Origin of the sequence: Membranihabitans maritimus (genome assembly GCF_021729145.1) — a bacterium.
Classification (GTDB): Bacteria; Bacteroidota; Bacteroidia; order Chitinophagales; family Saprospiraceae; genus Membranihabitans; species Membranihabitans maritimus.
Map to the genome: position 1 here is coordinate 1 of NZ_JAJSLW010000037.1, position 13725 is coordinate 13725.

At 38.3% G+C, this 13725-nt stretch carries 10 protein-coding genes and 1 pseudogene; 8 read left to right on the top strand and 3 right to left on the bottom strand.

The genetic code is table 11. The features are described from left to right. A partial coding sequence (locus LVD47_RS22925) for a hypothetical protein (protein ID WP_236980994.1) occupies nucleotides 1-310 on the bottom strand: 310 nt, incomplete at its 3' end. Between LVD47_RS22925 and LVD47_RS22930 the strand changes: the two genes are divergently transcribed. Then, entirely contained in the window at nucleotides 305-697 is a 393-nt protein-coding gene (locus LVD47_RS22930) for a hypothetical protein (protein WP_236980996.1), read from the top strand. The two genes, LVD47_RS22925 and LVD47_RS22930, sit on opposite strands and share 6 nt — an antisense overlap. Nucleotides 698-947: 250 nt before the next feature. Here LVD47_RS22930 and LVD47_RS22935 read toward each other — a convergent pair whose 3' ends face one another. Next, nucleotides 948-2858 carry a sulfatase family protein gene (locus LVD47_RS22935; protein WP_236980998.1) on the bottom strand — a complete coding sequence of 637 codons (1911 nt, stop codon included), beginning with the start codon at nucleotides 2856-2858 and terminating at the stop codon, nucleotides 948-950. Between the two features lie 73 nt (nucleotides 2859-2931). Here LVD47_RS22935 and LVD47_RS22940 point away from each other — a divergent pair, with 73 nt between their 5' ends. The 4 genes and pseudogenes from LVD47_RS22940 to LVD47_RS22945 all read left to right on the top strand — a co-directional run bounded on the left by LVD47_RS22940 (nucleotide 2932) and on the right by LVD47_RS22945 (nucleotide 6439). Continuing rightward, nucleotides 2932-4356, top strand: a complete 1425-nt coding sequence (locus tag LVD47_RS22940) for a DUF6298 domain-containing protein (RefSeq protein ID WP_236981000.1) — start codon at nucleotides 2932-2934, stop codon at nucleotides 4354-4356. A gap of 63 nt (nucleotides 4357-4419) precedes the next feature. Continuing rightward, a pseudogene (locus tag LVD47_RS24205) lies at nucleotides 4420-4584 on the top strand (AAA family ATPase); the annotation flags it as partial. A 71-nt stretch (nucleotides 4585-4655) separates the two neighbouring features. Further along, on the top strand, nucleotides 4656-4808 hold the full coding sequence (locus LVD47_RS24210; RefSeq protein ID WP_369427834.1) for a nucleotidyltransferase family protein: 153 nt from the start codon (nucleotides 4656-4658) through the stop codon (nucleotides 4806-4808). Nucleotides 4809-5479: 671 nt separating this feature from the next. Next, the gene (locus tag LVD47_RS22945) at nucleotides 5480-6439 is read left to right on the top strand and encodes an RpnC/YadD family protein (RefSeq protein ID WP_236981002.1); all 960 of its coding nucleotides are present in this window, start codon (nucleotides 5480-5482) and stop codon (nucleotides 6437-6439) included. A 395-nt stretch (nucleotides 6440-6834) separates the two neighbouring features. Here LVD47_RS22945 and LVD47_RS22950 read toward each other — a convergent pair whose 3' ends face one another. Then, nucleotides 6835-7410: an RNA polymerase sigma factor gene (locus tag LVD47_RS22950; protein ID WP_236981004.1), complete on the bottom strand. Its 576-nt coding sequence runs from the start codon at nucleotides 7408-7410 to the stop codon at nucleotides 6835-6837. A 197-nt stretch (nucleotides 7411-7607) separates the two neighbouring features. Between LVD47_RS22950 and LVD47_RS22955 the strand changes: the two genes are divergently transcribed. The 3 genes from LVD47_RS22955 to LVD47_RS22965 all read left to right on the top strand — a co-directional run bounded on the left by LVD47_RS22955 (nucleotide 7608) and on the right by LVD47_RS22965 (nucleotide 13657). Further along, nucleotides 7608-8657 (top strand): FecR family protein, encoded by a 1050-nt coding sequence (locus LVD47_RS22955; RefSeq protein WP_236981006.1) that lies wholly within the window; start codon nucleotides 7608-7610, stop codon nucleotides 8655-8657. A 114-nt stretch (nucleotides 8658-8771) separates the two neighbouring features. Further along, nucleotides 8772-12188 carry a SusC/RagA family TonB-linked outer membrane protein gene (locus tag LVD47_RS22960; protein ID WP_236981008.1) on the top strand — a complete coding sequence of 1139 codons (3417 nt, stop codon included), beginning with the start codon at nucleotides 8772-8774 and terminating at the stop codon, nucleotides 12186-12188. 17 nt (nucleotides 12189-12205) lie between these two features. Next, entirely contained in the window at nucleotides 12206-13657 is a 1452-nt protein-coding gene (locus tag LVD47_RS22965) for a RagB/SusD family nutrient uptake outer membrane protein (protein ID WP_236981010.1), read from the top strand. Nucleotides 13658-13725: the final 68 nt, after the last annotated feature.

Here is a 13725-nt window from a genome sequence, read left to right on the forward strand (position 1 = left end):
GAGCCGTATGATGCGAGAGTATCACGTACGGTTCTGTGAGAAACTCGGGGGGAAGTTCCCCGGGTTTACTCGACAATCTCGTGCGAGTCCACTTATATGGAGGTATAGCACGAGGTTCCGCAAGGGGGTATGGAAAGGGAGTGCGATAGACACGGTACATTTTATCTGAAAGTGCTTTTCTCGAAAATGATTGGTCCGCTCTGCGGGAATACGAAGACTTAGTGAATGGTGTAATCGATGAAGTGGATAGAGTCACAGGAGCTACCCGGAAAGAAATAGCAGATGAATCAGTGAAAGATACAGTATGCACTACTTACACGTTATGGCATCTGGTTCATCTGGGAGAAAAAGAGCAATTGCTGTCGTTGACCGCACCTGTATTAGCATTGATGTTTTACTATTGGAAAGCCTGCTTTCAAATAATGGGGAAAAATATTCATATTTAATCCTTGAATTGTTCGGAGATGAGAAACTTCACGCGAACAAAAGGATCAATGACCTGTTGTTGGAAAATTTGGAAATAACCGGCAATGATTACCTCAGGGAATTATCATTCAGATCTCTATTGAGAATGAATTTTAATGACCATAAACTTCAAAACAAGTTGGCAAAAGTTTATTCCGAATTGGAAAAGAGCGAGAAAGCCCGTGTATTGAATGTTTTAGAGTTGGATATGGATGAATGGCTAATACATTGAATGTAATTCGGCATGATACTGATCATACCGATGAAGTTTTAGAATTGGCTACTGAGTGGAGAAGCCGGAGTATGTTGACCCCCTGACTGGAATGTTGGATATACAAAAAAATGCGGCTTCAAAACTGTTGGAGACCCAAAAGAAATAAAGCCCTAAAAACTAGACATTTTTTTGATCATCTCAAAAACCATTCAAAATCAATAGTTGGGTATATATTGGATTAGATACAGACACAATTATCCGGATTAAATCAATATACCTTTCTTCGCTTTGGCCAAATGTCTAATGCGTCATTTATAATTCGGAGTGCGTATTCTCCTCCATATTGGTCCTGGTTTTCATTTAGTGAAAATTCTTTGGATTTGAATCTTTCCCAATCATCTTTTGATAATAGGTGATCCAGTTTTCCGTATTGGAAAGCGTTTATTGCCATGAGGAATAGATAAGGAACTTTTGTATTTTTTGCTTCTTTCATCAAGAGGTCAAAAGCAGTTTCAGTTTGGCCGTGCTTACCAAGGGTTTGAATAGCCATTACTCGATTGGTTGCACTTGGATCGTTTATGGCTATTGTTTTCAATTGGTTGATACTGGATTCTTCAATGTTTTCAGTCCGGAAGAGGCCATAAATGCCCCAATATCGAATGACCGGATTTTTGGATTGGATGGAAGTTTCATATTTATTGGGCCCCTGACTGGACAGTTTAGCTGTATGTAGGATGTCTTCGACCGGATATTCCGGACTTTGTGCGAACTCATAAATCGTTTTGTACTTTTTATCGCTCCCGATCAATTCATAAATCATTGGTTCGGGAATTAATCCAATGTCTTTTGTGTCAATTATCCATTGATCCAATGCCCGGGAAAGTTTTTCTTGTGTTTTCTTATACTTTTTTTCACCTGCTAAATTTTCTATATTCCAGGGATCTTTCTGGATATTGAAGAGTTGCTCGGTGGGTTTGGGTTTAAAAAACAGGCTCTGCAATCGATTGGTTTTACCCGCATCATAATGTTTTTCCCAGGCTCCCCAATTGGTTTGTACTGAATGTCCGTACCTGGAATCCCTTCCCCGTGGTTTGTGTGGGTAGAAGTTGTAAATGTAATAATGTGTCCCGTCCGTGACCGCCCTGGAAAAATCATAGCGCGCTCCCATCCTATCCCTGTAAAAATAGGTATAATCCGGGCCCTTTTCTTTGTCGGGCCCCAGGAATATCCTGCCTTGCATTTTCGCAGGTACAGTACTTTCTGTAATGGACAATATTGTTTTCGGGAAGTCTATAAAACTTACCAACTCATCATTGGGTTGTCCTGAGGGTGTAGGATTGAGGTGTTGCCATTTTTTTGGAAAATAGACAATTAATGGTATGTGGGTCCCCCTGGAATAGATATATCTTTTGGATCCTGACAATTGGCCGCCGTGATCGGAATAGAAGAATATAATTGTATTGTCCGCTTTGCCGGATTGTGCCAATTCTTCGAGTAATGTTCCCACTTTGGAATCCATGAATGTTATTTGATCGTATAATCTGGCCCAGTCCTGGCGGATTTCGGGTAAGTCGGGATGGTAAGGAGGAAGATTAATAGACTTTGGGTTGATCCTGGGTGATTTTGGGAGATCCTCATTCGACACATAGTGCTTTATTCTGTCTTGGCTCAATTGGCTTTCATGGGTGTTGGTTATGTTGAAAACTGAGAAGAAAGGTGTTTTATCCGGCGCATTTTTCCAATGGGCTTCACTACTTACTTCATCCCATAATAGCTTTTTTTCTTTTTCGTAATTCGAATTATAATCGGTTTTTGAATTATTCGTGCAGTAGTAGCCATTTTCTCGCAGAAGGGAAGGGTAATTCGGAATATTTGCAGGAAGTTGGGGCATACTCCTCATTTGATGGGTCCCTAATGTAGTGGAATACATTCCCGTAAGAATAGTCGAACGGGAAACTGCACATACGGGAGCATTGGCAAAAGCCCGGGTGAATAATGTCCCCTCTTCTGCCAGTTTGTCGATATTGGGTGTCAGGGCTTCCGAATCTCCATAACAGCTCAAATAAGGGCTGATATCCTCGCAAGTAATCCATAAGATGTTGGGTTTTTCATGGTTTTGTTGTCGAAATGATGACACTTGTATAAGCGAGAAGATAATGAATAAATAGAGTGCTTTCATTTTGTTTGGATTTTAGAAATTAACCTAAGGCTAATTTATTGAATTAAATTATTAACTCCAAATATTATGTCTTATGTGTCTTTATAAACCCGTTGTTAAAGTATGTTTTTTCCTTTCTATGTTCTTATTTGTTTTTGGGTGTGGACGAGAAATCATTAATGATCAGTTTATCCGACCATATATGGATAATCCTGCCTACTGGCAATACAAAGGGGAACCGGTCCTGCTTTTGGGAGCTACGGATGACGATAACTTATTTCAGATGAATGACCTGGAGTCTCATCTGGATGAACTGGTAGAGTGCGGGGGCAACTATATCCGGAATACCATGAGTTTTCGGGATTCCGGAAATGTAAATCCATACCGAGAAATGGATAGAGAAAAGTACGACCTGGAAAAATGGAGTGAGGCGTTTTGGGAGAAATTTTCCAACCTTTTGAAGTGGACCAATGAACGGGACATTATCGTTCAGATTGAAGTATGGGACCGGTTCGATTATTCCCGGGAGTATTGGCAAAAGAACCCCTTTAACCCCCAAAATAATGTGAATTATGAATACGTCGATAGCCTTTTCGAGCAAGAATATCCGTCCCATCCCTCTGCTGATCGCCAGCCTTTTTTCCATACGATTCCGGGGATGCCTATGTACCATACCGGGCTGGGCCGGATCCGGGAACACCAGGAACGGTACATTGATAAAATGTTGAGCTATACGCTGGAGTACGGAAATGTACTGTATTGTATGAACAATGAAACTACTTCCCCTGTGGAATGGGGAAATTACTGGATTGACTATATCCGGGCAAAAGCGAAGGAAAAAGGCAAACAGGTACACCTGACCGATATGTACGATCATTTTTTCCGCGTGAGTACTTGTGAACGGTGTCTGGACCTGATCGCACAGCCGGAGTATTATACCTTTATGGATGTATCCCAGATCAACAGTCGGAATTTTGGCCAGCTGCATTGGGATACCTTGCAACGGATCATGGAATTGCGCGATCAATATACTCTTCGTCCTGTAAATAATACCAAGATATACGGCGGAGGGGAATCGAATTGGGGTTCGGGAACTAATCAAGACGGGGTAGAACGATTTTGCCGGAATGTGATCGGGGGCTGTGCTTCTGTCCGTCACCACAGACCACCCTCCGGTAATGGGTTGAATGAAAAGGCCATCGCGTCGATACGGGCGACCCGTCAGGTGGAAGAATGGGTGAAGTTCTGGAATGTAGCTCCTGCTATGGAATTGTTGGGTGACCGGGAAGAGAATGAATGCTATTTGGCGGCTAATGAAGGGGAGGAGTATGTGTTGTACTTCCCATTAGGCGGTGAGGTGACATTGGATTTAGCGGATTGGGAAGGGGCTTTCGATGTGAAGTGGATAAGTGTGAGTACAGGAGAACCTGAGAAAGAAGATACTATAAGTAGTGGGCGAGAGGTTCCTATTGAAGTGCCGGATAATGCAGGATGGTATGTTGTGCTGAGGCGAATCTGATTTTCTTATTTCGCCATAATTCACTTTTCAATAAGTGAATATGAATTAAAAAATCACTTTTGTAAAAGTGATTTTTTAATCGATGGAAAGTATCTGATTGAAGTGGGCGGAGCCTCCAAGGGAAGGAAGCAGATTTCGGGGAAAAAGAATGCATATCTGGCTCTTGACGATATTGAATATCCGGATGGAAATAAAATACCGCTGTGGTTGTTTGGGTTTTTGTATTAATATTTGAATTTTCAGACTTAAACCTTTTTCTCTGATTTTTAACTTGGTTTCAAAATAACTATCTTTGAGTTATGGACAAAGGGACATTAGATATTATTTTACAGTTTAGGACAATTATCTTAGCTCTTTATGGAGAAAGATTGTCACAAGTGCTTCTATTTGGTTCTTATGCCCGCGGTGATGCGAAAGATGAGTCGGATCTGGATTTTCTTATTGTGTTCTGAGGGATAAAAATATTTCAGTATTTAAAGAGATTGAAAAGATCAATGACCGTGTTTACGATCTTTCTCTGAAGACGGGTAAAGTAATTTCTTTCGTTCCGACTACAAAAGAGGAATTTGAAAGATCTCCTAATCATTTATACAGGCGGGTCAAAGCTGAAGGTTTGACAGTATGAATGAAGAAATCAGAAAAGTTGGTCTCAATTAAGATGTTATAAATTCATAAGCAGCTAGGAGTTCTACTACCTGTCCTTCTTTTTCGAATCGATCCTTATGGTCCTTTGTTACGATCACCCCTTCGGTTAATTTAAAGAACTTCATTACTTTCAGGAGCCCGTTGAGCTCACATTCAAAGTTTGTGTCCCCTATCCTGTGGCATACCTGGATGACGTGTGACGCTTTTTTTTTTCAAAGACTGGAAATCACATTCTCCTTTATCTTTGAAATAAAATGAACCACACTTGTCCCGTCCTTAGGGATAGGAACATAGATACATAGACGCTCACATTGAAAAGAAAAAACAGAGGTAATCTTTATGTAAAAATCTATGTGCATCTATATGTCTATGTGGTTCAAAATAAGAGATCGGGATTCGATAAGTCATTGGTTCCGGCTTGCTCGGGTTTGGAGTGGGTATGAAGAACAAATGTTTTTTTCTTCTTACTTTTAGCATTATGAAGAGAAGGCAGGATGATGGATTATGGAAAGGGCTCTTGGAAGATGTATTTGATGACTTCCTTCGTTTTATTCTTCCGGACGTGGATCAATACCTGGATCTGGACAGGGGAGTAGTTTTTTTGGACAAAGAGTTGGAACAGTTGTTCCCGCCGGAGGACGATGAGTTTTCCCCAAGATTTGTTGATAAGCTGGCGAGGGTCTATACCCGTGAAGGTGAAGAAGAATGGGTATTACTTCACACGGAAGTGCAGGGAAATTATCGCAAAGATTTTTCCCGTCGTATGTTTACATACTATTATCGTATATTGGATAAATACAATAAACCGATTTCGGCATATGCAATTTTAACAGAAGATAATAAGCAGGTTCGGTCTAACGCTTATGAACGAGAGTTTTTGGGAACCAGGGTCAGATACCAATTTAATCTGTACAAAATTTTTGACTGGGAAGATGAAGCGTTGATAGTTCACGAAAATCCGTTTGCCCTGGTAGTAATGATAGCGAAAGCTGCATTTGCCGGCAAAGAAATTAAGAATAGTGAACAAAGAGATGAGAGATTATTAAAATTAAAGGTTGAGTTGACACGAGAGCTTATAAGGCGTCAAATGACAAAAGAAAAAATCCGAATACTAATGAACTTTTTACGCTATTATATACGTTTTGATAATATAGAAAATAATATAATTTTTGAACAAGAAGTTGAGAAGCTGACACAAAAAAATAAAACGATGGGAATCGAAGAATTATTACTGGATCGCGCCAAACGACAAGGTATCAGGGAAGGCATGGAAAAGGGCATGGAAAAGGGCATGGAAAAGGGCATGGAAAAGGGCATGGAAAAGGTAGTTCGAAACCTTATTGTTCAATTGGGCTTTACGGATGAGCAGGCTGCAAGCGTAGCCGAAGTACCTGTAGAATTTGTACGAAAAGTCCGCAGTTCTTTAAACGAAAAGTGATTTTGGAAGATTTGACCGTTGGAATGAGAAATTGCAGATAGTTGTATTGAATACGGATGATTTCCCGGAAGATACAGAGAATCTTATTAAACATTCATAAATCTATAACCAGATACGAGTTAGACTATATTTTTTAGAGTGTGTTTAAAATTGGCTTTTGAGTCGATGCAGAGCAAATTTTGTTCTGGACGAGGCCAAAGGAGATGACGAATAAAGTGCCTGGCGAAGCGGCACCGATGGCACTAAATGTGCGATCGATGAGGAACCGGAAAATACTTTTTCCGGGTGGGTTCCAGCCAAAGCTACGTGACCGACGCACAACGAAGTACAGGATAAAATTTGCCGGCGGCAGGCCAAAGTGTTAAATTTAAACATGCTCTTAATACGATTACTGTCTAACCGCCCAACAAGCCCACCATCCAGTATCCCAACAACCCGATAACCATCAAATCCATATTCGGATTCACAGAAGATCTTAAGCTTTTCAATGCCTGATGAAGGTGGTTTTTTACGGTATTGGGAGAAATGCCCAGTTTTTTGGCAATGGATTGGTTGGAAAGTCCTTCTTTTTTACTGAGTGTGACGATCAATTTTTGCTGTGGGGGTAAAATGTCGACGGTTTGGTTAAAAATTTCGTCGAAATATTCTGTTTCAATTTGTTTTTCAGCTTCCGGCTTCTGAAAATTTGTCCCTAATGGTGTTTCTTTCCATTCTCTGATAAGGTGATCGCGATAATCTCTTTCATTAGCTGCTTTTCTCAAATGGTCAAATATAATGTTTCGGGTCATAAGGAATATGTAACTATTGATCTCCTGAATTTCAACAATTTGATCTCCTTTTTTACACAATTTATAAAAAACTTCCTGGGTCAAATCTTTGGCTAACTCTCGATCTCCCAGGTTCTTAACGAAGAACCCAAATACCTTATCACGGTATTCATTAAATAAGCTTTTTATATATTCCTTATTCATTTTGATTTGGTCTATCCGAAAGAAAGAAGGTTAAATTGATCCTAAATGCAATTATAATCCAAATTTTTTTAAAAAAAAATAAATCAACTAGTACGATAAAATTTTTCAAACGTCTTATACTCTAAATTTACGCAAAATATTTAATGCGCAAAATTTATTTAGGTTTTGAGTGTTATTTAAAAATTAAATATAAGTAGGTGGGTAATAATAAAAAAGTAAAAGTTTTATATCAGAAATACCTTGACAGAACTTGTTCGACTCAGGAATTGGAAGAACTTTTTGATCTTTTGAAGAGTAATGAAGAGTTATATTCTTTAAAGCACGTATTGAGAAATGAGTGGAATAACGAGGTTGTTTCAGAAAGGATGGATTCATTGGATTGGGATACATTTCTAAAGAGATTTGAAGAGAAAGAAGGTGATAATTATTTGAAGAAAACTAGAAAAACGTCTTGGATACGTCCGGTTTCAGTAGCAGCGGGGTTTTTGCTAATTATCGGTCTATTTGCCTGGTTTTGGTTAAACCGTACCCAAATAAATGTATACCAGACCGGATTTGGAGAGACACAAGAAATTGTATTAAATGACAATAGTAAAGTTAAACTCAACGGCAACACGAAATTAACCTGGGACAAAAATTGGGAACGTAGAGAAATTCGTACTATAGAGATTGAAGGAGAAGCTTTTTTTGATGTTGCCCACAACGAAGAAATACCTTTCCAGGTAGTTACTCCTGACCTGACGGTTAATGTAACCGGAACGACTTTTAATGTAACAAATCGCAGGAACCAGACGGATGTATTTCTGGAATCGGGAAAAGTAAGACTGCTGCTTAATCCTAAGGGAGACATAGAAGAGACTTTGTCACCAGGAGGAGAAGTAGGTAGTAAAAATGAACTGGCGGATCGAAATGAGATAATTCCCAGTGTCGTTGAGATGGTGCCGGGGGATCTATTAAGTTACTCAAGCATCAAAAATAAAATAATACAAAAGAAAAATACTACGACCAAAGAATCCGCATCCTGGAAAACCGGGTCATTAATTTATGAGGACATGGAGCTGGACATAGTATTGAAGGAACTCAACGATGTGTACGGAAAGACATTTGAAGTTCAGGATAGCAGCTTACTGGATATGAAGGTGGACGTGAGTGTCCCTTCGTCGGACTGGGAGACAGTAGTAGGATTAATGAAATTTATGGTAGATGCTGAATTTTTAGAAGAAAATGAAAAGGTAATAATAAAATAGTGACTGGGGAAAAAATTTAAATTACTGTTGGAGCAGTAATGTAAAGTTCAGTCTTTTTTCGAGACAAAATATTCCCCAATCACGGGATTGAATAACTCTTTAAATCAAATTTCGATGAAATTACAAATTTTACTTCAATTAAAAGTAAAATCAAAAATGCTTTTATTGTGGATGATGGTTATGGTATGGCAATTGCCCCTGTCAACAGGGAAGAATGCTCCCGTATCCACCTCGGACAACCAGGAAATATTGCTTATTGAAGCCATTCAGCAGATAAGTGAAAAGTACCAGGTTCTTTTTAATTATGACCGATCTATTGTTTCAAATGTGAAAGTGAATTATGACCCTGCTGTTTCCAGTAATGTAGATGAAGCTATTTCTTCCGTATTAAAAGATACGGATTTAAAGTATCATATGTTCAACCACAGGTATGTAGTGATTTATAAGAATGATAGGCAAGGAATAGAATCTCTGAAGGAAATGATACGTCATTTTCAGGAAATTGTGGATGATAAGGAGGAAGACATAAAAAGGGAGTTAGTTCCTACTCCAAAATTACTGAGAACATCAATAATCAACAGCATTGATTCAAAAAAATTGGTACTGGATGTTACAGGTAAGGTAGTTGATGTAAATGGTACACCACTTATTGGTGTCAATGTTTTAGTAAAGGGTACAGACAATGGAACCGCTACTGATTTTAATGGAGAATTCACACTAAACGATGTAAATGAGAATGCTGTAATTGTGTTTTCATATATCGGATATCAGACTACGGAAGTCCCTATATCAGGCAGGACAAATTTAAATATTACTCTTTCCGAGGACACCCAGACGTTGGAAGAAGTGGTCGTTGTTGGATATGGATCTCAAAAGAAGGCAGATCTTACCGGTGCGGTTGCTCAGGTAGGAACGGAAGAACTGGAAGCATTGCCTGTATATAATGTAGAACAAGCTCTTATCGGAAGAGCCAGTGGAGTACAAGTTACACAGAACTCAGGCCAACCTGGATCCAGGATAGAAGTAAGGATTCGTGGTGGAAATTCAATGATTGGTAGTAATGGTCCATTGTATGTGGTAGATGGATTTCCAGTGACGGGGGGAATTAATTTTCTCAATCCATCGGATATTGAATCTATGAATATCTTAAAAGATGCATCCGCTACAGCTATATATGGAGCACGAGGTGCAAATGGAGTAGTTATTATTACAACGAAAAGAGGAACACAGGGTGAAAGTGGAAAGATATCTTTTTCTGGGTACTATGGTGTGCAAAATGAAATTAATCGTTTTGATGTATTAGATGCCAAGCAATATGCTGAAGTTGCAAACGAATGGTTAAGAAATAATGGTGATCAACCATTTTTTGACGTTAACCAAGTGCAGGATCCTGGCACGGATTGGCAGGATATAATTTTTAGAGCAGCGCCTGTTCAAAACTATACACTTGACTTCAGTGGCAGAACTGATAAGACAAATTATTCTCTATCCGGCAACTTTTATCAACAAGATGGAATTATAATTAATTCTGGTGTGAAGAAAGGTTCATTTCGTCTAAACCTTGATCATGACATAAAAGATTGGGTTAGCCTGGCCACTAATTTGAATATTTCAAGAAGACAAAACAGGACAGTTCCTGTGAATAATGGAACGCGTGGGAATAACTTGTATTCTGGCGCTCTTTCTGCGCCTCCGACGCTGCCGGTCTATGATGAAAATGGACAATACACTCGAATTGAACAGATTTATTCTTTTGGTTCAATTGATATGAGAAATCCTCTTTTGTGGAGTGAACCAAGGAAAAGTCAGACGGTAGCTAATACAATACTTTTTAATAGTGCTCTTGATTTTAAATTGGCAAAGGGATTAACTTTTAAATCCAGATTTGGTTTAGAATATGAAGATACCGAAAGTGAAGGTTTTAGTCCTATTATCTTTCCTAATGATCGAGGGGGTGCTTCAACAAGAAATTCCGGATGGAATTCATTTCTTAATGAGAACACACTGAACTATGCCTTGGATTTTAATGACAATAGTAAGTTAACATTGTTGGCAGGTAATACATATCAATCATATAGGAGTCAATTTACATCCATTTCGGTGTCGGGATTTTCCAACAATATCACTGAAAATTATAATTTGGGATCTGCTGAAACCATTAATCCTCCTTCATCAGGTATTTCAGAATGGAAGTTGGTTTCTTTTTTGGGTAGAGGTACTTATGATTTTCAAGGGAAGTATTATTTAACCGCAAGTGTTAGAGCAGACGGATCCTCTCGATTTGGAGACGATAATAAGTGGGGTGTTTTCCCTTCAGGAGCTATTGCCTGGCGAATTTCCGAGGAAGAGTTTTTGAAAGACAATGCGAATATTGATAATTTGAAATTGAGATTTAGTTACGGGGTTACCGGTAATACAGCATTGTCACCCTATCAATCACTAAATAGGTTGTCATCGGTAAAGTATATTTATGGCGATAATTCTGAAAGTGTAGGATTTGCACCCTCTGGCATAGCTAATAGTCAATTAAGGTGGGAGACTACAAATGAATTTGATGTGGGGCTGGACTTTGCGCTATTAAACGGAAAATTCGATTTTACATTAGATTATTACAGGAAGAATACTTTTAATCTTCTCGCTTCTGTTCCGTTACCGCCTTCGGTAGGATTTGGATCAATTCTCCAGAACGTAGGTGAAATCCAAAATCAAGGTGTCGAATTCAGTGCCGGAGTGAACATTTTTGATGGTGATTTTAAATGGGATATAAGAACCCAGGTTTCCACTAATAATAATAAGGTAGTCAAATTAGCTGGTGATAGCGATGTTATTTCAAGTGGTCAAAGTACCGGATTGTCAGGGATGAATATTGCCCGTGTAGGTGAACCATTAGGTAGTTTTTTTGGATATGTAGAAAATGGACTTGATGAAAATGGTTTAATCAAATACCAGGACATAAATAATGATGATTTGATTAATGCAGCTGACCGTATTATTTTAGGGACGCCATATCCCGATTTTATATATGGTTTTAATACAAATTTATCATATAAAGGATTTGATTTAAATATCTTTTTTCAGGGATCAGTTGGAAATGACATATTTTTCAGGACAGCGTATACAAACTTAAATTCTTTTCAAAGAGGGCAAAATCAATTTGCAGATCTTTTTGGGAATTATTGGACAGCAGAAAATCCAAATCCCAATGCTAAATACCCGGTGATTAGCAGTCAAACCCAGATGCGAGCTTCCAATCGGTTTATCGAAGACGGTTCATATTTACGGTTAAAATCAATTCAATTGGCATATAATTTACCATTAAATAAATGGGGCTTGACGGGATTTGAATATGGCAGAATTTATATTAAGGGAACCAATCTATTAACATTTACAGACTATATCGGATTGGATCCCGAAGTAAATACTGCTGGTACGGATTCACAAAGTATTGGAAGCAGGTTACAGATAGGAATAGATGAGTCTGCTTATCCAAGTTCAAAAGTTATTGGTGCCGGAGTTCAATTGAATTTCTAAAAAATAAAAATTGAAAGATGAAAAAGATATTAATTATAGTAACAATACTTATCGGATTTTTTTCTTGTGAGGAAACATTAAAAGAAGTACCAAAAAACTTTATTTCCAAAGCGAATTATTACCAAAATGAGTCTGATGCTGAAGGAGCAATAACAGGGGTTTATTCTTCTTTTGCAAATAACTATGGGATTACTTTCTGGTTGTTTTCAGTATTACACAGCGATTATGCAAACGGGCGGGGGTCTCAAGCTCCTATTTCTTTTTTTGATCAAATTCTTGATCAATCAAATATAAATCGAGCGGGTAGTATATGGAGTTCCTTCTATTCTACAATAAACCGTGCAAACTCTGTCTTGGATAATGTACCTGGTATTGTTGATATTGATCCACAGGTTCAAAGTAGAATCTTATCAGAAGCTTATTTTTTTAGGGCTTTATCTTATTTTAACTTAGTCCGTGGTTTTGGTGCTGTGCCAATAAAAACCTCAGAAAGTGTCGATGTCAGTACTTTGGCTAATCCGCGAGAGTCAGAGGCTGCCGTTTATGAATTGATTTTAAGTGATGCCCTGGAAGCAGAGAAAAATTTACCTGAAAATCTGGATAGTAAAAGTGGAAGACTGACAGTATGGGCGGCTAAAATGTTATTAGCAGAGGTTTATTTAACTCTGGAGCAGTGGGCAGAAGCTGCCCGAGTATCTAAGGAAATTATAGATAATGGGCCATTTGATTTGATACCAGTTAATGAATCTGAAGATTTTTATAATATTTTTGCTACCAATACCAATCCTGAATACATCCTGGCAGTACAACATTCAGAGACTCGTCAATCTAGTATACCCACATTTATACATAGAGGTAATACCCCTCCATATAATTATGGAAGTGCTGGATATTTTGCCTGGTTACCAGTATTGGAATCATTTTTAGGAGAAGAATGGAATGATAATGATTTACGCAAAGGTTTCAATCTTTATGATAGTTATTTAAATAGTGATGGAGAGTGGGTACAACTACCTTCTTCCTCTCCTGTACTTTTTAAAAAGTTTATTACAAATGAGGCAGGATTAAGTATTTATAGTAATCCAGTGTTTCGTTTTGCTGAAGCCTATTTAATTTTTGCTGAATCGGAATCTATGGCTAATGGAGGACCTACAGCTGAAGCTGTTGATGCTTTGAATACAATAAAAAGAAGAGCATATGGATATAACATCAATTCTGCCTCTCCCATAGATTATACTGCGGATATGAGCTTGGAAGAATTTCAAGATGCTGTATTACAGGAAAAAGCTTACGAATTTTTATTGGAAGGTAAAAGATGGTGGGATTTGAAACGTACTGGTAAAGTTGAAGTAGAATTGGAAAGAGCAGGTAAGTCATTTATTGATGAGAGGTACTTGTGGCCTATCCCCGAAAATGAAATTAATAATAATCCGGAAATAAATCAGGAAGATCAGAATCCTGGTTATTGAGTGTCACGAAACGATGCAGATTATGAATAGTTGATAAGCAGCATTGTGGCTGCACAATTGATGAGGGT